The organism is Vreelandella sp. L-15, from assembly GCF_056857635.1.
In genome coordinates, this window is sequence record NZ_JBSXNN010000055.1 from 1 (window position 1) to 19,532 (window position 19,532).

Annotated in this window: 16 protein-coding genes; 5 read left to right on the plus strand and 11 right to left on the minus strand. The window is 54.4% G+C overall.

Features of this window, described 5'->3' with window-relative positions; all coding sequences use genetic code 11:
• Window positions 1–148: 148 nt before the first annotated feature.
• The 3 genes from AC13CY_RS07540 to AC13CY_RS07550 all read right to left on the minus strand — a co-directional run bounded on the left by AC13CY_RS07540 (window position 149) and on the right by AC13CY_RS07550 (window position 3,777).
• On the minus strand, window positions 149–1,369 hold the full coding sequence (locus AC13CY_RS07540) for a glycosyltransferase family protein (protein ID WP_172514650.1): 1,221 nt from the start codon (window positions 1,367–1,369) through the stop codon (window positions 149–151).
• Between the two features lie 19 nt (window positions 1,370–1,388).
• The gene (locus AC13CY_RS07545; RefSeq protein WP_286701893.1) at window positions 1,389–2,336 is read right to left on the minus strand and encodes an HAD-IIB family hydrolase; all 948 of its coding nucleotides are present in this window, start codon (window positions 2,334–2,336) and stop codon (window positions 1,389–1,391) included.
• Between the two features lie 403 nt (window positions 2,337–2,739).
• The gene (locus AC13CY_RS07550; RefSeq protein WP_474790322.1) at window positions 2,740–3,777 is read right to left on the minus strand and encodes an OmpA family protein; all 1,038 of its coding nucleotides are present in this window, start codon (window positions 3,775–3,777) and stop codon (window positions 2,740–2,742) included.
• Between the two features lie 176 nt (window positions 3,778–3,953).
• Between AC13CY_RS07550 and AC13CY_RS07555 the strand changes: the two genes are divergently transcribed.
• From AC13CY_RS07555 to AC13CY_RS07575, 5 genes are all read left to right on the plus strand, one after another.
• Window positions 3,954–4,619: a hypothetical protein gene (locus tag AC13CY_RS07555; protein ID WP_474789890.1), complete on the plus strand. Its 666-nt coding sequence runs from the start codon at window positions 3,954–3,956 to the stop codon at window positions 4,617–4,619.
• 5 nt (window positions 4,620–4,624) lie between these two features.
• Entirely contained in the window at window positions 4,625–5,188 is a 564-nt protein-coding gene (locus tag AC13CY_RS07560) for a FlgO family outer membrane protein (RefSeq protein ID WP_474790323.1), read from the plus strand.
• A 49-nt stretch (window positions 5,189–5,237) separates the two neighbouring features.
• Window positions 5,238–6,068, plus strand: a complete 831-nt coding sequence (locus AC13CY_RS07565) for a glycosyltransferase family 32 protein (RefSeq protein ID WP_474790324.1) — start codon at window positions 5,238–5,240, stop codon at window positions 6,066–6,068.
• Between the two features lie 120 nt (window positions 6,069–6,188).
• Window positions 6,189–8,177: a sensor histidine kinase gene (locus AC13CY_RS07570; RefSeq protein WP_287837279.1), complete on the plus strand. Its 1,989-nt coding sequence runs from the start codon at window positions 6,189–6,191 to the stop codon at window positions 8,175–8,177.
• Window positions 8,177–8,890, plus strand: coding sequence for a response regulator transcription factor (locus tag AC13CY_RS07575; RefSeq protein WP_287837277.1), 714 nt, complete (start codon window positions 8,177–8,179; stop codon window positions 8,888–8,890). Before AC13CY_RS07570 ends, AC13CY_RS07575 begins: the two co-directional genes overlap by 1 nt.
• On the opposite strand, the gene AC13CY_RS07580 is transcribed toward AC13CY_RS07575, so the two are convergent.
• From AC13CY_RS07580 to AC13CY_RS07615, 8 genes are all read right to left on the minus strand, one after another.
• On the minus strand, window positions 8,885–10,591 hold the full coding sequence (locus tag AC13CY_RS07580) for a GspE/PulE family protein (protein ID WP_287837275.1): 1,707 nt from the start codon (window positions 10,589–10,591) through the stop codon (window positions 8,885–8,887). The two genes, AC13CY_RS07575 and AC13CY_RS07580, sit on opposite strands and share 6 nt — an antisense overlap.
• The gene (locus tag AC13CY_RS07585) at window positions 10,591–11,286 is read right to left on the minus strand and encodes a type II secretion system protein (RefSeq protein ID WP_287837273.1); all 696 of its coding nucleotides are present in this window, start codon (window positions 11,284–11,286) and stop codon (window positions 10,591–10,593) included. The genes AC13CY_RS07580 and AC13CY_RS07585 overlap by 1 nt, the downstream gene beginning before the upstream one ends.
• Window positions 11,287–11,304: 18 nt before the next feature.
• Window positions 11,305–12,372 (minus strand): hypothetical protein, encoded by a 1,068-nt coding sequence (locus tag AC13CY_RS07590; protein WP_287837271.1) that lies wholly within the window; start codon window positions 12,370–12,372, stop codon window positions 11,305–11,307.
• Window positions 12,373–12,473: 101 nt separating this feature from the next.
• Window positions 12,474–13,613 carry a type II secretion system protein gene (locus AC13CY_RS07595; protein ID WP_287837270.1) on the minus strand — a complete coding sequence of 380 codons (1,140 nt, stop codon included), beginning with the start codon at window positions 13,611–13,613 and terminating at the stop codon, window positions 12,474–12,476.
• The gene (locus AC13CY_RS07600; protein WP_287837268.1) at window positions 13,610–15,724 is read right to left on the minus strand and encodes a hypothetical protein; all 2,115 of its coding nucleotides are present in this window, start codon (window positions 15,722–15,724) and stop codon (window positions 13,610–13,612) included. Before AC13CY_RS07600 ends, AC13CY_RS07595 begins: the two co-directional genes overlap by 4 nt.
• Window positions 15,725–15,736: 12 nt before the next feature.
• Window positions 15,737–16,993, minus strand: coding sequence for a type II secretion system F family protein (locus AC13CY_RS07605; RefSeq protein ID WP_287837266.1), 1,257 nt, complete (start codon window positions 16,991–16,993; stop codon window positions 15,737–15,739).
• Window positions 16,990–18,618, minus strand: coding sequence for an ExeA family protein (locus AC13CY_RS07610; protein WP_287837264.1), 1,629 nt, complete (start codon window positions 18,616–18,618; stop codon window positions 16,990–16,992). Before AC13CY_RS07610 ends, AC13CY_RS07605 begins: the two co-directional genes overlap by 4 nt.
• Window positions 18,618–19,529: a tetratricopeptide repeat protein gene (locus tag AC13CY_RS07615; protein ID WP_474790326.1), complete on the minus strand. Its 912-nt coding sequence runs from the start codon at window positions 19,527–19,529 to the stop codon at window positions 18,618–18,620. The genes AC13CY_RS07610 and AC13CY_RS07615 overlap by 1 nt, the downstream gene beginning before the upstream one ends.
• Window positions 19,530–19,532: the final 3 nt, after the last annotated feature.

Consider the following 19,532-nt stretch of genomic DNA (forward strand, 5'->3'; position numbering starts at 1 on the left):
GGGGTTAGCCTGTGGAGCGACCGGAGCGGAGGGCAGCGGCCTAGCTGCTATCTAGTGAAGGCGTGTGGAAGCAGGAAGGTTCTGGGGGTGATCTCAGAACCCTCGCCCAAAGCGCGAAGCGCGGCGGGCGGGGAGTGTCAGTTCCCAGCTACACCCTGCCCTGGTTATCCAACTCTACCGCTTCGTGCATCCGCGCCAGTATGTCGGGTACAGCGGCCTGAACGCGGTTCCAGCTAGGAATAAATGGCCGTTCGCGGGGGTTATCCAAAAACAGGTTGCCCGCTTCCAGCAGGTTGCTGGCAAATAACTCCACCGCCTGCTCTTCACAGTGACGGTCTAAACTCAGGCCGTTCATGGTGGCGTCGTGGTCGTAGGCTTCGATCAAATCGAGTGCTAAACGATAGTACGTGGCTTTTAGCGTGCGAAAGTCTTCACTGCTAAAGCTCACGCCTTGGGTGGCCAGCTTACGGTACAGCGCTTTGGCGATATCCAGACTCATGCGATTCAGGCCGCCGTTGGCGTCATCTTCGCTAACGGGCTGATGCTTGTGATCGTAGGCATCGGCAATATCGACCTGACACAGCTGGCGGTGTGAACAGTTACGCTGCAGTTCAGACAACACCCCAATCTCCAGGCCCCAGTCAGCGGGGATACGAATGCCTTCCAGCACATCGCTGCGCATCGCAAACTCCCCTGAGAGCGGATAACGGAAGCTATCTAAGTAGTCCAAATAGGGCAGCGGCCCGCATACCGTTTTGAGCGCTCGCAGTAGCGGCGTCACCATCAACCGAGACACCCGGCCGTTCAGTTTTCCTTCTGCAATGCGCGGGTAGTAGCCCTTACAGAAGCTGTAGTTAAAACGTGGATGCGCCACGGGGTACATGAGCCGAGCCAACAGGCTGCGGTCGTAGGTCAGGATATCGCAGTCGTGTAATCCCACCACCGACGAGCGGCCAGACGCCAGCACGTAACCTGCGCAGTACCACACATTGCGCCCTTTGCCTGGTTCTAACGCTCCCAGATCGTGGCTTTCCAGCTCGGCGTCTAACTCGCGTAGGCGTGGCCCGTCGTTCCATAGAATGCGCGTATGCTGGGGCAAGCGAGAGAAAAACTCCCGGGCGTACAAGAATTGCTCACGGTCGGCGCGGTCCAGGCCAATTACAATCTCGTTGAGGTAAGGCACCTTCACTAACTCATCTACGATGGCAGAAAGCGCCGGACCTTCCAGCTCGGAAAACAGCGACGGCAGTATCAACCCCATCGGGCGACGCTTAGCAAACTGACTCAGCTCCTGCTCCAATGCCTCTACCGGGCGGCGAGTTAGGTTATGAAAATCGGTGATAACGCCATTTTGATGAAAGTCACTCATTCGCTGATCCCCTTTTGGGTTAGGCCGTTTCTGGTTGTTGGCTGAGTACCGCCGCTAGTCGGCGGTCGTCTCGCCCCCACCAGTGGGCTACCCCCTCGGCCCAGCCCGTTGGTCCAGTTTCCTTAGTGCGATAAAGCGCTGTGTTCGTGGGTGTGACGGTTAAGTCGTGGCAGCCTTTAATCACGACGGCCTGATCGACGGCATCGAGCATGGAAATATCATTGGGGCCATCGCCTAGCCCCAGCGACAGCGGCGCACGGCCACGGAGCGCGGTAAATCGCTTAATGAGCCAGTCAACGGCGCTGCCTTTATCCGAGGCCTTACCCATTACGTGCCAAAAGCGCCCGCCTTGCGTCAGCGTCAACCCATCGCCCTCAAGCGCTAAGCGAAAGTTTGCCAGCGCGGCCTCGTCGTCTTCCCAGATAAGCGGCTCGCTGCCTTCACGCTTTCGGGCAGCCTTGGCACGGGGTTCATCTAAACCGGTAAGCGCCATGACTTGGGTAATATCCAGCTCACTCATACGGGTAAAACGAACGCCCAGGCGTTTGCGCCAGACGTTAAGCCGTGCCCGGATAAAGCCCACATCTACTCCAGTGTGTTTAACCACCACGCCATCCAGGCCACTACCTGGGCGGTCTAGCCGTGCGTGACACCAGCCCGGTGGCAGGCCAATCACAGCGCCGTTTTCCGCCACAAATGGGGTAGCTGTCAGGCCTAGCGCTTCACGCAGGGAAATAAGCTCGGCACGGGTTTTACTAGTGACCGGTATAACGGGCACGCCCTGCTGTTTTAGACGCGCCAGCCAAGGCGCTGCCGGTGAGAAGTCATAGCTGTGGTGGTCTAGCAAGGAACCGTCTAGGTCAGTGACCACCAAGCGTGGTTGAAGCGCTGGGTCAGCACTATCGGGCGACAGCGCTATATCAGGCAACTCGGTCTGAGTATGTGCAGTGCGAGTCTGTTCGGTCATGGCACCACCTTATTGCAATCTTAAAAGCCGTTACGCAGGCGTCTCTTTCAGATAAGCAATAAAGCAGAATGTATGCCAATGAAGTTCATCTAATATAAATCAAATACTTAAAATCAAAGAAAGGGCGCTGAAGGCTTGAGCACCAAAAAAGCGCATCAGAAAAGCACCAAATGGGTGCAAAAAAGTGAGCTAAGTTTTTCATTTAAGATGTCGGCCTAAAAGCCTACAAAAAATTGCACAAGCGCTTGGCGAAATCTCATAAATAGCTATACTCATATTGTACTCACTGGCATTCACGTACACTCCTCACCTGATGTCAGTGGGCTGCAGTGAGCCAAGCCCTTTAATGCCCGCCCCCCCCCGGCGGGCTTTTTTATTGTGCTTACCCTTTGGCTAGTGCGCCCTACTCCACATGGATGACCACTTCCACCCGGCGGTTACGGGCACGCCCTTCTGCCGTGCTGTTATCTTCTAACGGCTGGGTCGCCGCTAGGCCCACTGCCCGCAAACGCTCAGAGGCCACACCCGCCTCCTCCAAGGCTTCTACAATGGCGATAGCACGGGCGCTTGAAAGCGCCCAGTTAGATGAAAACTCCGGCGTGTTAATGGTTTGGCTATCGGAGTGCCCCTCTACCCATACTTCACCATCGTAGCGCTGAATGGTTTCCAGCAGGCTACCCACCAACGATGAGCCGCCTTCGGTAAGCTCCGCCGTAGCAGAAGGGAACAGCAGCCTATCTTGCACCCGCAAGCTAATACCCTCCGCCACACGGGAGACCTCTACGCCCTCTAAATTTGGCAGATACGCTGACGTTTCAACGCGCTCAGGCAGGCTTGTGTCCAGCGCCAGGGCGCTGCTGATGGCCTCATCGCTGATTTCCTGAACATTAACCGGCGGGCGATCTGTCAGTAGAACCATATAATCTGCCATGGGCGAAGTGGCCACCTCTTCTTCTATGCGCACCAAAGGAGTAGGAAGGGTCGGTGTCAGGCGTTCAGACAGCGTCTTAACGAACGGTAGCTCATCGGCCGGCGTTAGCTCTGCTGGCTCAGGGAGTGCTAATAGCGGCGGCACGCTAAAGGTGGAGACAGAACGGGTGGGTAAACCCGCCACACCCAGCGCAGCACTAATCGCCATCGGATTTAGCGTTCCAGGGGTGGAGGCCAACACCGGGCTACGTTGTGAACGAAATTCATCCAACACATCTGGCAGCGGCACTTCCAGCGGTCGCACAATGAGGTTATCAGGCTCAACCTGGTTATCCGCAGATGACCACTCCGGGCTTGTCACCCCAGCTGCGGCGATAATAATCACAAACAGTGCCACCAACAGCGTCATAATGTCGATGTAGCTAATCATCCAGCCGCTATTGCTCTCGTCTTCGGGGTACGCAGACAACAGCGAATCATGGCGTGGGCCGCTGCGGTGGTCTTCAAGCATGGGTGTTATCACTCATTCAAGTTTCTAACCTCGTGGCCGATCTAAGCTAAGCATGGCAAACTAGTCTATCAAATAGCTGTTTAGTAGCGATAAGGAACTATCAGGTGCGCATTCTTCCCACGTCATTCCCCATTGTCCACTTTTTACGCCCCGTTGGCCTGGGAATTGCCAGCCTGATGCTGAGTGGTTGTTTTTATGCCAACACATCACAGGCACCTATCGCCACCACTTACCCTTACACAGAACAGCAGCGCATGCAGGCGGCCCATCACTGGGATGTACTCGCACGCCATGAAGCTACCCAAATCCTACAGCGCGAACGCGTGCGTTTTCGTGATTTTTACATTACCCCCGCAGAAGAAAGCAGCGCCTCTGCCTATAGTGGCGGCGAGTTTGGTCGGGGCTTTCGTACTTTGCTCACCAGCGAGCTAGTATCACGCGGCGCGACATTGATGACCGTTCCCACAGCGAATACCGCCAACATTCATGTCGATGTTGAAGTTGTGACGCATCGAGATCGTGGCTTTATACGCCCGCCCGTGGGCGCATTCACCGCCTTAACCGCTGGCATTGCTGTGGCCACCATTCCTTATAATCAGTGGAGCGAACCTGCATTAGCGCTTATCCCTGGTGCGATTGCTGCTGACATTACCAGCGGCAGCTGGACGCATACCGGCAATGAAGAAGTGATTATTACCACCCAAATTTTAGACGGCGAACGAATCCTCTACTCCTCCTCCAATATCTATTACATTAATCCGGGCGACCGTCGTCACTACGCGCCGCACCGGGTTCCCCAAGCCCCCACCACACCCACAGTTTCTATCACCGACACTTGGTAATGTTTATGTCTTTACGATCTCTGAGCGCTCCTATTCGCGTAATGATGCTGCTGTTCACTATGCTGGTGCTAACGGGCTGCTCGACGCTAGGCAATAATGCCCAACCGGAAGAGCCTAAACCTGATCTTTCTCAGCTTGCCCATCAGGCAGCGCAGCAGATGGTGGCGAACAACCCAGGCCTGACCCGCTACAGCCCCATGATTGCCGCTACCTTTGTCAGCATCGATAACCTAAGCCAATCCTCTACCTTTGGCCGTATTAGCTCGGAGATCATGGCATCCGCTTTGGCACAGCAAGGCATGCAGGTTCGCGAAGTCAAAATGCGTGACAGCATGTTTATTGAAGAGAGCGTGGGTGAACTTATTCTCTCCCGCCAGGTTCAACGTCTTAGCGCCCAGCACAACGCCCGCTCGATTTTGATGGGAACTTATGCCCAAGGGCAGGATTACCTCTATGTGAGCGCACGGGTAGTTCGCGCTGGCGATGCCATGGTATTGGGTAGCGCAGATTTCCAGCTACCGCTCGACAATAACATGCGTAGCCTACTGGAAGGCCAAGGAGGCTGGTAACGCCCCTTCGCTTAACCGTTACGCACGGAACTGATTTAAAAGGATTCTCATGCCTACAAGGCCTGCCACCAACAAAACGCTGATAGTGGTTGTTAGCCGTTTTATTAAGCTATTTGCTAACATTACCAAGTTACTCAGCTATGTCTTTCACGCTATTGTTCCCAACAAGCGCTTCACGCTGCCAGAGCACTCCGCGCCCTGGTTAGCGCCTAAAAATGATTCGGTAGTTCCACGTATTATTTGGCAAACCAACTTTACCAATAAAGTCACCCTGCCGGTTTATCTCAACTACCTGTTCAACCGCCTGATGGCCCCGCGCTTTGAGTATCGGTTTATGATTACCGAAGCCCGAAAAGCATTCATTGCCGAGCACTACGACAAAGATATTAATCAGCAGTACTCCCGGCTGCAAATTGGTGCCGCCCAGGCGGATTTTTGGCGCTTGCTGGTACTGCAAAAGCATGGCGGGGTCTACCTGGATATCGATGCCCACGCCATTTGGCCACTTGGCAGCGTGATACCTAACGATATTGACGAGCTTTATGTTACTACCCGTAAGGGCGAGCTAAGCAACTACTTTATTGTCAGCAAACCCAACAACCCTAATCTGGCGCTGCTCATTGAGCAAATTAGCGTCAATATCAAGCAGAATGAGTTGACTAATGTGTTCGACATTACCGGGCCTGGGGTATTTATCCAGAGACTAACCCACGCCAACGTGCCTACCGTGTCTTACCGCCACGCCTGTAACCAGGGCAGCTTTACCAACGAGCACTTTCAGTACATTGATAAAAAAGCGGGTAAATGGACGCGGGAGCAAAAAACCGTTGCGGTGATAGGGCCTGCCCCCTCGGCAGACACACCTAATAAAGCAGGCTAAGTCCAACATGGGGCTGCCACTTAATAACACATACGCCCCATGTTTCACATAATGGCTTTCTGGAAGTGGCTAAAGGTCTGTACCTGCTTCCTAAAATGCTAAAAAGAAGCAGCCAGAATAATGCAGATACTCCCCTTGTTTAACCTATTGATAAAATCATTACTCCAAAGCGGGGCAAAACGATGGCTGCTTCTGGCACTTATTTCTTTACTCCCCATTAACGCCTTCGCCTCTCATCTAGCATTGGGGCCAGATATTCCTTATGCAGTGATGAGTGATACGTCCCAACAGCAAACCGTTGAACAAGTGTATGCACAGTTACGCCACAGTGAAGAGATACAAAAAAAAATATTTTCACGCGGCTATACCCGTACACCACACTGGCTATACTTCAAACTACCTGCTCATTTTTTTGCAGGTAATGAGCGTTGGCTTGTACTAGCCCCAAATTTTATTGATGACATCCGTTTCTTTTATCGACCAGAAGGCAGCCAAGAGCCGTGGGTAGAAAAGCGCACCGGAGACACTTGGGAAGGTAAAAGAGGCGATATTGACTATCGCTTTCCGGTGTTTAGGCTCCCCCCGCCGCCAGATAGCGTTAAGGGCTATGAGGTGATGTTGCGGGCTGCTACTACTAGCGCTCTGTTACTAGACTTAGAACTCTGGGAGCCACATCTCTTCTTGCAACATGCAGCACGTACCACTAGCTTTTGGGCCTTTTACTTGGGTATTGCCGCTATTGCCAGCCTGTTAGCCTTAACATTAGCGACCCTGCTACGCAGCAAAAGGCTTTGGTCTATTACTGCGGTATCCGCAGGTTATGGGCTAGTTGCTTGTGTTCAAGGTTATGTAGCCTGGGTAGTACCTGGAATCGGCCTGACATTACAGCATTATTTGACCAGTATATTTACTTTAACCTCTTATGCCGCCCTATTATGGATGTGCACTGAGGTTATGCAGTTTAAGGAGAAAATTCCTTGGGCTCACAAGCTAATGGCCGGCACATCAGTGTTCATCGTCTTACTGCTAATATGTGTACCGTTAAACCTTTATCAAGAAGCCATTTACTTACAGACTGTTATCTACCTTTTCACTGGCGTTATCTTTTTGATTGCTTGCCTCTATATCTGGTGGAAAGAAAAATTTCAACTTGCAAATTTAATTCTAGGAATTAGCCCGCTGTTAATTATGTTGGCTAGCCTCTCCGGGCTTATGTCCATGCTTACCTGGTTGCCTTATCACCCCTCCATCTACGCAATATGGCAATACGGCCTTATTATCAATATGCTCTTAGTGGTTGGCACAGCCGTTTTTCAGGTGTACAGACAGCGTATCGAAGCGCTTAATAAGAAAAAAATGGCTGAAGAGTTACACTTTGAGAGAGAAGCCAGGGCGCATCAACGTCAGTTTATGGGGATAGTCGCCCACGAATTCCGCACACCGTTAGCCATTATTACCGCCAGTTTGGCCAACCTTCACCAAGTCAGCTCTGGCAACCATCAGGTTACCCGGCGTTATGAAAAAATCGAACGGGCCACAGAGCGGCTTGTCCAGCTAACCGACAACTGTCTCGCTGATGCTCGACTGTCAGCAAGTCAGCTGAGTATTGAGCGCCACCCACACTCGCTGCTAGCACTGATTACCTCGGCGGCTTCTTTGATTCCTCTATCGGACCACCATAGCTGGAAACTGACGCAGGAAAATCAGGCGATCAACGCACGTACACACCCTGAGGCAGAAGCGGCAAGCACGCTTGAGATTGACTCGGCCTTAATGCGTATTGCACTCTCTAACGTCATTGATAATGCCGTCAAGTACTCACCCGGCGGCACTATCCATATTGATTTATCGCGTCAACAGAATCATTGGGCGATCAGTATACGCGACCAGGGCACAGGAATTTCTCCTGACCGAGCAGGCATGATCTTTGAGCGCTACCGTCGAGCCGTTCGGAATGATTCATCACGTGGTGTCGGCCTAGGGCTCCACGTAAGCCGTCAAATTGTACGAGCCCACGGAGGGGAATTAACGCTAGCGGAGAATACCTCGTCTGGTTGTCGGTTTATCTTTACACTGCCTGTACATCCAAAGAATAATCAGGAAGCTTAATGAAAAACCTCACCACTCCACGCATCGCGATTATTGAGGATAATGAAGACCTACGAGAAGAAGTAGAGTTCTACCTGCAGCACAAAGGTTTTCCTGTGTGGGGCGTCCCCAGCGCTGAAGCCTTTTGGAAAAAGCTGCATTTTCACCCTGTCGATATTGTGCTGATAGACCTGGGGCTGCCAGAAGAGGATGGTTTCAGCGTCGTCGAGCACCTGCGTCAACTATCCCACTACGGGCTGGTTATCATCACCGCTCGCGGTGAAAAGCAAGAACGGTTACGCGGCCTTGACCTGGGGGCGGACCTTTTCTTAGTAAAGCCTATCAACTTTGTTCAACTTAGCGATGCGCTGATACAGCTTGGCCAACGGCTGCAAACCACCCAAAACGTTAGCCCTACGCCCACCTGCCAACCTAATCAAACGGGCGCTTGGTATCTTGAAGCGGCATCCTCTCAATTGGTGGCTCCCGACGAGACTGCTATAAAGCTAACGCCAAAGGAATTCGACTTACTCAAAGTACTGGTGGAGTCTTCCAACCAAATATTTGACCGCTGGGTACTCCACGACCTGCTGTTTGACTATGCCGAGGAGCCTGATGTCCATCGTATTGACGTTATCCTCAGCCGCCTACGGCAAAAAGCCCGAAAACAGGGCATGACGTTGCCCCTGCGCTCCGTATTTGGCAAAGGCATCGCCTTTGTCGTGGAATCATAACGAGCGCATAGCTGGAACGAGCACATCCCGGCTACCCAAAACGCGCATCAGCTCATCAACCGTTGTCAGCCCCTCGCGCACAAGGCGTGCGCCTGTCTCCCAGATAGAGACATGGTTACTGGACGTGAGCAGCCCTGCCAGCTCGGCACGCATTCCTCTTTCCTCCACCCAGCGCGCCAATGGCGCATCAACAATCAGCATTTCATAGACAGGTACCCGCCCATGGTAACCAGTCTGTCTGCAATGCTCGCACCCCACCGCTCGAAAGTGCTGAACCTCCACTAACAGAGACTCAAACCCTGATGGGATATGCTCCGGCGTCGCCACCGGCTCCTTACAGTGCGAACATAGGCAGCGCGCCAAGCGCTGGTTGATACAGCCAATAAGCGTTTCAGCCAAAGCCTGCGGGGTAATCCCAAGCGCCATCAAACGGCCAACTACGCCAGAAACACTATTCACATGCAGCGTAGAGAGCACCAAATGCCCGGTTTCCGCCGCACGGATCGCAGCTTCTGCCGTTTCCCCGTCACGAATTTCACCTACCAACATAATATCCGGGTCATGACGCAGAAAGTGGCGAATCGCAGTATCAAAGGTATAATTCGCCTTGCGGTTTACCTGGGTCTGCGAGGCCACCGGCAGCTCATACTCAATCGGGTCTTCCACGGTCAGGATACTTTTGCCCGTCATCCCCAGCGGCCGTAGCCCGGCATGTAGAGTGGTCGTTTTACCCGAACCAGTAGGCCCGGTCATCAGGAAGATACCGTGCGGCTGCTGAAACAAGCCTTGGAGACACTCAAGATGCTCCGGTGCAAACCCCAACTCTTCTAGCCCGGCTACCGACACCCCCTTGGGTAACAGGCGCAAAACAACGCTCTCCCCCTGAGGCGTGATGCTAGTGGAAACACGAACATCATAGGCCTGATTATCCAGGGTGACCGAGAAGCGACCATCCTGGGGCCTTAGGTTGTCCGAGATATCCATTGCCGAGATAACCTTAATCGCCGACACCAACCGCATCAGCTCCCGGTCAAGCGCCATAATCGGGACCAGTACGCCATCAATACGAAACGCCATATGCAATGACTGCGGCTCTGGCTGCAAATGAATATCCGTTGCCCGCTCGCTTACCGCCAACACCAGTAGTTGATTGATCAACTCATCAATGGGAAATGAGCCCTGCGTATCCTGGCGCAGCTGGCGATATTCACGCTCGAAAGCAGAGAGCGCTGAACGCTGCCGCAGTGAATAGGCTGACTCAATACGCCGCGCCACGGCGACAAAGTCGCCCTGCCTCAGGTTGGGCTTTAAGCCAGTACGGCGCTGAATTAAGCTCGCAGCGCGCTCAGGGTCAGCATTACCCAACACGGCTTCTAGCTGCCCTGCCGCAATACGCAGCGGCAACACGCCGTGAGCTAAGCACGCCTCTCGGGTAAATAACTGCAGCACTTCCGGGTCTGGGGTAGGCCACTCCTCCTGGCTGATATAAGGCAAGCCGTGATACTCAGCGAGCACACGCGCCAAATCGCTGTCGGCCACCAGGCCCAGGCGAACCAATATCTGATTGAGTGATTCACCAGTCACAGCCTGTTTTTGCCGCGCATAAGCCAGCTGAATAGGCTCAAGAATACCCAGGCGTAAAAGGGTATCGCCTAGCTCTGGGGCATCCGTTCTCTGGGAGATAGAAGCGACCATATCCATCATCGATCCATCAAATAGTAAGCCGTTAATGTAGCTATCTGGGATTCGTCGAGATTAGTGGCAGTGGCACTACCATAAGCCACTCCGCTTCCCAGGCTCCACTCCTCACTGCTAGTGGTTGTAAGCGCCGCCTGACTCTCCTCACGAAAGCTACCAAACCGTGCATCGGCATTGCCGTCCACTAGGCTATCCAGCATACGCGCTAAGTCTGGCGTCAAACCCTCTAATACCAACACATTCTTGCGTTGTACTACATAGCTCCCCGCACTACTGCCCGGTACGCTCCAGGCGACATTTTCAAAACAAGCGCTGACATCTTGCGGGTTGCCATTACTATCCAAATAGCCGTAGTGAGTCTCGAAGCCTTCCGAACGCCCCTGAGGCATCGTCACACCTGCCGCGTACATGGCATTGCGCAAATCCAGACTGCACAACTCGCTATCATCTGCACCATTCACCTTACCGGTCGGTGTTGTTTGATTATCGCCAGGCGCAACGCCCACACGGTCTACATGGCTAAGAAATGCCAACTGCCAACCCCGCACAAAGCTGGTCGCCATATGCTGGTAGACAGTATTGCGCTGCAAGTTACTGCCCAAGGTCACGGCACTGATGATCAGCGCCACCACAATCAAGGCCATGGACATTTCCAACAATGTAAAACCGCGTTGGCGAGTCAAGGTGATTTTCGTCATAAAAGTCTCTAGCAACCATTATCGGGCAGAAAGCGCATCGTTATCGGCGGCAACAACATTGTCATCAACGCTGTCATGTAACTCGTCCAGGTCCTTAATAAGTAAGTCCAGCTCATCCAACTGGGCGCGCACTTTATTTAAATTATCGATAGCCACGAGCTGTGCAGTTGTCGCCGTACCTACCAAAGCAGTGTTGCCGCTAATCGCACCAACGGATGCCCCTACTGCGGCCGCAGTAGCACCTGCAGTATTAATGGCTGATGCTGTCGCGGTAGGTGCGATGGCAGCGGCGGCGGCCACCGAGGCTGATGCCGAAGCAATAGAAGCGCCTGTTTGAAAGTTATCGGCAAATGCCATCTCTTCGACCAACGCTAGCTGAGCGCGATAATCACGAATGGTCTGTCGAAACATCGCCAACATGGACTGAACGTTAGGGTGCGCGTGCCCTGCCGTAGCCAGTTGTGCCGAACACCCTAATTGCTCCCACAGCTGGTTAAAGCGCACCACGCTAACACTATCGTCATAATCACGGCGGCTACGGCGAAGCGGGTGCTCAACGCTAAGTCCGTCAGTGTTCACTCCGTCAAACAGTGAGCCATTACCGTTACGATCCGCCTGCCCAGGGTTCACCAGCACATAGGCCACCACTTCACTTGCAGCTAGATATTCCAGCGATAAAGATTGGTCATTGACAGTACTCGCCTGCGCCACACCAAGCGCACGACAGAGGTCCGTTGGTGTTATGCTTTCCATAGCAGTCAGTTCCGCAACCGGGGGCAATCCTGAAACCAGCGTAGGCTGCCAACGGTCGCTCGCTTTCGTCAGCTCAGCATCATTCATTGGAGTATTATCGCGGCGAGCATAAACAACATAGCGGTAGTCGTAGCCGTAAGCGTTGCGCAGAGGGGCGCCGATCCCTACGGTCAAATAAGGGAAGCCGCCAGCTACCGCCGGACAATCTTCCACACCATCCTGATTAGCATCGGCACAGGGCAGTCGGCCGGTGGTAAGAGCAAAGCCAGCGATAGCATTTTGTGTATCGCTGACGTCATTAATGGCTGATTCCACACTGGCTAGACGTGTCATTGAGGGCACCAACGACACCATGACAGCAGTTATGAGCCCCAAAACTATCAGCATCAGGGAAAGCTCAATCAGAGTCATACCCTGCTGCCTGCGCCCTACATTCATTGGAACCACCCCTTCGCATCTCGGTCTAGTGCCAGTTGAGCTGTCTGGTCTCGGTACGCCTTGGCATCATCGCGAGCCACCTCTGCCGCTTCTCGTTGTTCCACGGCTGTGGCCAATTCCTCTGTTTTCTCATCAACCTCTTCTGCCGTGCTACTTAGCTCTTCTACTATCATAAATGTCGCCGCTGCCGCATTAATGGCTGCAACCGCCACCCCACTTGCCCCGGTGGCACTGGCCAACCCTGTGGCAATGTCGTTAAGGCCCATTGCGATGCTTCCCGCTGAGTTGAATTCCGCAATCAAACGCTTAAGTTCGGCGATTTCCAGATTGGTTTCGCGGACTTCTTCACCAAATATGCGAAACGTCAAGTAGAACTCATAAGCACGCCAAGCATCGTAGGCCGCGTTAGCCTCACGGGTCGCCGCGCTTACACGTGCAAGGATGGCTGGGCAGTCGAGCCGGGTGGCAAGTTCGGCAAAACTCATAGCAATTACACGGTCGTCGTATTCATCGCTTTGACCGCGCCCCGCCGACTCATACTCCAGCCCGGTCGCGTTTAGGCCATCAAATGGTCGCCCGTCCCGGTCGGCATCAAGCGGGCCAGGATCAACAAGCAGAAAAGCTGGATTGATGCCACTCTCACCCGTATGCGACTGCACATGGGGTTCGGTAGCCTGTAAACCACCGGATACACCAAGCCTGAGCCCTTGGCAAAAATCTAACGCGTTTTTCTGCTGTGAATTAGCGCCGTTCAACAATAAGGGTTCATAGCTGACCTGCAGCGCTACCAAGTTGGCGTTAGTGTGCTGATAAGCCGCATAGTGAAACGGAAAGCCACTTTCATTGATCAATGGCTGGCCAAGGCCAACGGTACGATAGGGAAAACGCCCGCTGCGGACATCACAATCCTCGAAGCCATTACCGTCGGAATCTGGACAAGGCAAACGATCATGCTGTACGACAAAGCCCACGGTCGCATTCACGGCCAACTTGACACGGTCAAGAGCAGGGGCAGCGCTTTGAGCACTACCCAACACGTTTAAAGCCATAGGAGCCATGGCGAACAAGAACCCCAACACAGCAAAGGAAAGAGTCATTTCCAATAGGCTGAACCCAGTCTGGCGCTGCGTACTCATCGTACGGTTCCTTTGCTATCCAGTTGCTGCACCAAGTTATCCATACCGCTGAACATCGTTATCTTCTCGGCCCTTTCTCCCACAGCGGCACATACGTCAGCGTCATAGTACTCACCGCCTTCTTCACATACAGGGTTGGAATTTTGAGCATCTTGCCACGCCGCACAGGAGTCCTCATCGTAAGCGTCGCTTGAAGCATCACAGAAATCTTGATCAGCGCTCCCTGCACTGCTGCCGGGCGCACCAGCAGTACAGCTATTGGTCTTAGTGTCATAATCACTATTGGAATTAAAGGCACAGTCGAGCGCACCGTAGGCGTCATAGGCACCTTCGGCCTCAGTACGCGCCGCTTCGGCCTTTGCACGTAGAGCCTCTACTGCATACCAGGCTTCTCGCTCCGCCGTGTAGGCCTCGACATGCGCATCAAAGGCTGTCACCAAGGGGCAAACTTGTTCATCGATGCAAGTGGAAGTGGCTTCGAAACCCTGGCGAACCTCGGCAATACGATTGCTGGCAAACACTCTTGCAGCCTCTGCGTCGGCATCGAGGTCAATGGGATTACCATTTTCATCGGTAAATGAGTTGCCATCCTCATCCACTAAATCGACATTGCCCATTTGCTCTGCCGATGCCGCTGTGCTGAGCCAAGCATCAATAGCGGGCTCAACCCCGATAATGACATCGGCCTCGTCTGGTGGATCTTCCGGGTCTAGATCTTCTGGACGCGGGAACCCGTAAAGGTCATCAAATGCGTTGTCTTGGCTATCACCTGACAACTTACGAATCTCGTCTTCTAGCGTATTATTGCTGGCAACAGCAGTTGCCTTTGGCCCTGATTCGTACTGTGCTAATTCATTTTGATAGGTGCTTTCAGCCTCCTGAGCAGCCACATTAGCCTGGGCATATTTATCCTGTGCATCATTGACGTTGTCCTGAGTAATCCCCAGCTCACCTTCAAAAGTGTCTGGTACTCCCGCCTTATCAGCGATGGTGTCATACAGCGCTGTAGAGGTAATTTGTAAACCCAAGGCAGTGCCAGAAAGACCAACCGCAATACCTGACAAGGTAACACCACTCCCAGCGGCAGAGACGGCCGCCGTATAAACAGGCACCAGCGCACAGCCAGCAAAGGGCGGTACCGCGCAGGTGGCCGTGGCCGTTGCTAACAAACCGGTCGAAATCGTCTGAACCTCAATAGCACCACTCAACCCAGCCACCGCCTGCCCCATAGACCACGCGGTCAACGCACTACCCACGGCATTCATTAATACCCCCTGGTCTGCACTCTCCTGGTTAGACTCAGCAAAAGCGATGTTCTCCTCTTCCAGCGCAATCGCATTGGCCGACAGGTTTAACGAGCGCTGGCTTATTTCACAGTGCAGCAGTTCGTAAAGCTCGGCGAGGCCGCGCCCTTGGGTAATATCGTCGTAGTCTGCGGAAACCGGCGTTTGCGGGGCATTGAAGCCGGTGCTGCTCGTGCTGTTCAGCCCGTCGTAGCGATCGTCATTAATATCGCCGTCAGCATTAGAGGCTCCCGGGCTGGCCAGCATGTAGGCCATAGCTACCGCTGTGTCGTTGGTGTCACTGATGTGCAGATAGTTATCGTTCTGCGCCAACTCTGAGGCGTCTTCCAACGCTGAACAGAAATCGAGCGTATTCTCATTGCCCAAGTCATACGCCGTTGCATCGGCATTGGTGGGTTTGAAGCGCTCGGCAGTTACTGCCAAATCAGCGTCTGCGACCTCATTACGGTAGACCCCGTAAATCATCGCACGACTCCCCTGCTCCCCCACCGTATAACCCACTGCAGCCAGCCCTAGGGTGCGGTAGGGTAAGTTCCCTTTTTGCGCCCCCCCACTACAATTTTCAATCCCATTCCCAGTAGTATCAGGGCAGGGCAACCGCCCATTCCAAGCGGCGAACTGGCGTAACTGTTCATCGGCTGCTGCCAGCGCTGTCTCTGTATTTTGCTGTGTTACTTGAACACTGACATCAAGGGTTTTGTAAAGCAGTGCCGACACCAGCCCTGTGAGCAGCGCCAGTAAGGCAAGTAACTCCAGCAGCGAAAAGCCGCGGCAATGACGTGTTTGAGCCATTGAAAATTGGGGCATCACGAATCCTATTCAGCGAAGCTGTGTGCTTTGCGCAATGAGGTCGTATACCGGCAGCAAAAACACCACCACGACGAAGATGAACAGCGCGCCAGCCAAAAGCAGTACGGCGGGTTTGATGACCTCGGCAAGGGTGGCGACTAGATGGTTAAGCCGCCGCCGGTACTCGTCGGCTAACGTACGCAACTGGCCATCCAGGTTGCCGCTCTGCTCTCCCACATTGATCAAACGAATCATCAGCGGTGAAAACACACCGCTGCGCTCCAGACCACTTGCCAGCGTATTACCGCGCATTACTCCTTGTCGGGCCTGGCGAATCGCATCGCGATACACCTCATTGCGGGTTGCCGCCTCCAAAATAGCTAGTCCATCCAATAGATTGATGCCCGCCGCTACTAGCAGCGCCAAGTATTCGCTGATAAATGCCATGGCGGACGTGCGCACCAGCGTGCGGCTAATAGGAAGGTGGTAAGCCAGCCAATAAAACCCGGCCCTAACCCGCTGGCTCCGGCTCAATAGCATCGGTAACACCACAACAGCTGCTAACACCCAGTAGCCATAAGCCGCCAGCAGCTCACGCATCCAGTGCACAGCGCTCAGTACACTCTGGGTCAACGGGGGAAGATGGGCTCCCATCTGGCGAAACATATTGGCCAGATCAGGCAGTACGTAGTACACCCAGAACAGTGCCGCTATCACGATGGTGACTACGACGAAAAATGGATAGATCAAAGCGCGTGAGACATCCCGGCGCAGGGCGGTAATACGCCCCAGATGTTCGGAGGCATCCATTAGCACGCGGTCGAGGTTGCCCGAGCGCTCACCAATATCGACAAGGTGCCGAACGGTGGCTGGTACCAAGTGTGGGTAAAATGAGAGCCTTGAAGAGAGCGTATTACCGGCCCTAACGCCACTCAGCAAGTCTGCTGTCAGCGCCTTGAGCGCCAGATGTTTAGCATCATCACGCAAATCTTTAAGCGCCATATCGACCGGCAGGCCACTGCGTAGCATCAGCCCCAGGCTATGCAGAAACTCCGCCAGCAACGCGATAGGGATACTACGGCGCATAAAGAGAGCCAAGCCGTCCAGCAGCGGCAGCATTAACGCCGGTAGCACATAGAGCTGCAGCACCACGGCTTGTTCACGGCGCTCTACTAACGGGTGAGCATTGCTGTAATCGGTCACCGGCAGTTTCGACAACCCAGCACGCACGCGGCCTTGGTTCGACACCACCCGATAGAACACGTAGCGAAAGGCAGCTTCGCTCATAAACCACCCTCACCCAGGCAGCTCAGCAGATAGGAGGTTTCCGCATCCGGCTGGCCGCTCGCTAGCAGGCCGCTCTGCTTCTGAAACTGAGCTAGTGCATTCGCCGTGCGCGGCCCCATCACACCATCCACCGCCTCAGGCGCTAACAGCAAGCGCTCGACCAGCGCCAGCTGCAAGGCAAATAACGGCTCTCCCTCTTCACCAAAAGGTTGGGGCGCCACGGGTAGTACTGATTGAAACAGTGCTAGCCGCCCATCACTCAGCGGGTAAAGCGGCTGGTCATTACACCCCTGCTCCCATTCGCTCGGCAGCAGCACCGGTACCCAGGGTTGCTCCTCACTCCGTGCTGGCAGCCACTCAACCACATCCGCCCAATGCTGCGGAGGAGCCTCCACCGGGGGCAGAGGCGTATAGGTGGCTGTAAAGGCCTGCCATGCAAAGTCGACGACCTGAACAGCTTCTTGCTGCTCTGTAGTTGAGGCAGCCTCTTGATGAACGTTTTGAGTTGCTTCTTGAGAAGCCTCTTGAGACACCACTGCTTGCACCACCGCCTCTTGAGGTGTTGCTTGTTGCTGAGGCTGAGGCTGAGGCTGAGGAACAGCTTTTTGAGGCTCCGCTTGCAGGTCTATGCCCGCCTGCTGCGGCGGTACTTCCACTATTGGCGTTGAGGGAGTCGAGAGCAGGTCAAGCGGGTAACCGGCCACCGCCGCCAGCCCCACAGCCCCCGCAACGCCACCCATTACCAGCACGCTTCCCATCACCAGCGAGCGGTAAGCGCGGCGCTTGGGGGCTGGCACTAAGCTCAGTTCCTTAGCGGCGGTGTCCACTAACCTAGCGCTAATGCGCGTGGTGCCTGTGGCAACCAAACCGTAGAGGCAGCGGTCAAGCAGGATATGCACCCGGCGAATATAGCCCATGCTATAGCGATGCAACCGCCGCAAAGCACTGCGATCAACGGTCAACACCTCTGGGCAGCCTGCCCACTGCAACCGATGATGCAGATAGACATCCAACTCGTTCAACGTCAGCGGGGTCAGCTCAAGGCGCAGTGCAATACGGCTTGCCAGCTGCCGCATGTCATGACGATCCAGGGTCAAGCGAATTTCCGGCTGGGCCACCATCACAATTTGTAGCAGCTTGGCCTGGCTGGCCTCCAAGTTGCTCAACTGACGTACCAGCTCAAGGCTGGGTACATCCAACCCTTGAGCATCATCCAGAATCAATACACAGTTACGACCCTTTTCATGCTGCTGCAGCAACCAAGTATTCAGTGCCTGCAGCTGTGCCTCTAGGCTATCGCCAGCGGCCGTCACACCAAAATCACGGTTGATTGCCCTTAACAGGTCGGCACCTTGAAGAAACGTATTGAACACCAGCGCGGTACACGCCCCCTGCTCGGCCAAACGCGTTAGTAGCGCCCGGGAGAGCGTCGTTTTACCAACGCCGACATCACCGGTTACAAGCATGAACCCCTTGCGCTGCTCAATGAAGTGCAACAACTCAGTGAACTGTTCTGCCAACCGAGCAGAAAAGAAGATGCCGTGCTCATCCGGCGTTACCGGAAACGGGTTACGCGTAAACCCTAAGTGCTGCAGGTAAGCCGACAATGGAAATCCGCTACTCATCAATGCGCTCCCATTTGCCGCTGTAGTGCGCGTAAAGCGTCGTCTGCTGGGTACTGCGCCAGCAGCGCACGCACCCGCTTAGCCGCCTCGGCATGTTGCCCAGCCTGCCAGTCTAAAACCGCCAGGTTATAGCCCGCTTCGCGATCTCTTGGCAGACGAGCAAGAATCGTGGAGTAGGCTTGGCGTGCCTGCGCCGGGCAATCTGCCCTCATACAGTAATAGCCCTGCATACGAGCAACGATCAGATGCGATTCGCCTAGCGCAGACCGAGCACGCTCAATAACCTCTTCCGCCTGGGGCAGTTGGCCCGCCGACAGCGCCGCATTGAAGGCCGCAAACAGTTCTGCCGGATTTACCTCAGCCGGAGGCGCAGTCTCTACCACCATTGAAAGCTCAGCCTCGGGTTTAGGCTCAAGCCTAGGCTCGGGCTCAGACTCAAGAGCGGGCACTGACGTGTCTATCTCGCCAACTGCCGCCACCTCTGGCTGGCTAACGGCTGCTACTTCTATCACTGAAGCCGTTGCGGCAAGCCGTGCCAGGGCATCCCCCGGTAGCCGTGAACCACTCGACGGTGCAGGCGCTTGAGCCTGTATTTCTGGCGGCGTTGGCGTTGGCGTTGGCGTTGGCGTTGGCAAAGCAATATCCACCACCACAACCTCCTGCGGAGCTGACGACACAGTAGGTGCGGAAGGCTCCACAGGCAGCGCGGCTGAAACATTGCGCGGCGAGATACGCTCTGCCGCATAAAAATGTTCCCATAGGAACAGTCCCGCAACGGCGACACACACTAACCCCGCCACCAAACCCCACCGCCATCGACGTTGGCCAGGGGTGACCACACTACCCAACTGAGTGGGAGCTTGCGTAGGATGAGTGCCATGCTGGCGCAATGCGTCGAAAACTAAGCTCATGGG

Bases quoted from the DNA above. Each gene is read 5' to 3' on its own strand.
- AC13CY_RS07590 (WP_287837271.1), bottom strand. From the start codon at position 12,372: ATGACACGTCTAGCCAGTGTGGAATCAGCCATTAATGACGTCAGCGAT.
- AC13CY_RS07550 (WP_474790322.1), bottom strand. From the start codon at position 3,777: ATGCTTGAAGACCACCGCAGCGGCCCACGCCATGATTCGCTGTTGTCT.
- AC13CY_RS07595 (WP_287837270.1), bottom strand. From the start codon at position 13,613: ATGAGTACGCAGCGCCAGACTGGGTTCAGCCTATTGGAAATGACTCTT.
- AC13CY_RS07605 (WP_287837266.1), bottom strand. From the start codon at position 16,993: ATGAGCGAAGCTGCCTTTCGCTACGTGTTCTATCGGGTGGTGTCGAAC.
- AC13CY_RS07585 (WP_287837273.1), bottom strand. From the start codon at position 11,286: ATGACGAAAATCACCTTGACTCGCCAACGCGGTTTTACATTGTTGGAA.
- AC13CY_RS07565 (WP_474790324.1), top strand. From the start codon at position 5,238: ATGCCTACAAGGCCTGCCACCAACAAAACGCTGATAGTGGTTGTTAGC.
- AC13CY_RS07555 (WP_474789890.1), top strand. From the start codon at position 3,954: ATGCTGAGTGGTTGTTTTTATGCCAACACATCACAGGCACCTATCGCC.
- AC13CY_RS07600 (WP_287837268.1), bottom strand. From the start codon at position 15,724: ATGCCCCAATTTTCAATGGCTCAAACACGTCATTGCCGCGGCTTTTCG.
- AC13CY_RS07610 (WP_287837264.1), bottom strand. From the start codon at position 18,618: ATGAGTAGCGGATTTCCATTGTCGGCTTACCTGCAGCACTTAGGGTTT.
- AC13CY_RS07545 (WP_286701893.1), bottom strand. From the start codon at position 2,336: ATGACCGAACAGACTCGCACTGCACATACTCAGACCGAGTTGCCTGAT.
- AC13CY_RS07540 (WP_172514650.1), bottom strand. From the start codon at position 1,369: ATGAGTGACTTTCATCAAAATGGCGTTATCACCGATTTTCATAACCTA.
- AC13CY_RS07570 (WP_287837279.1), top strand. From the start codon at position 6,189: ATGCAGATACTCCCCTTGTTTAACCTATTGATAAAATCATTACTCCAA.
- AC13CY_RS07575 (WP_287837277.1), top strand. From the start codon at position 8,177: ATGAAAAACCTCACCACTCCACGCATCGCGATTATTGAGGATAATGAA.
- AC13CY_RS07615 (WP_474790326.1), bottom strand. From the start codon at position 19,529: ATGAGCTTAGTTTTCGACGCATTGCGCCAGCATGGCACTCATCCTACG.
- AC13CY_RS07580 (WP_287837275.1), bottom strand. From the start codon at position 10,591: ATGGATATGGTCGCTTCTATCTCCCAGAGAACGGATGCCCCAGAGCTA.
- AC13CY_RS07560 (WP_474790323.1), top strand. From the start codon at position 4,625: ATGTCTTTACGATCTCTGAGCGCTCCTATTCGCGTAATGATGCTGCTG.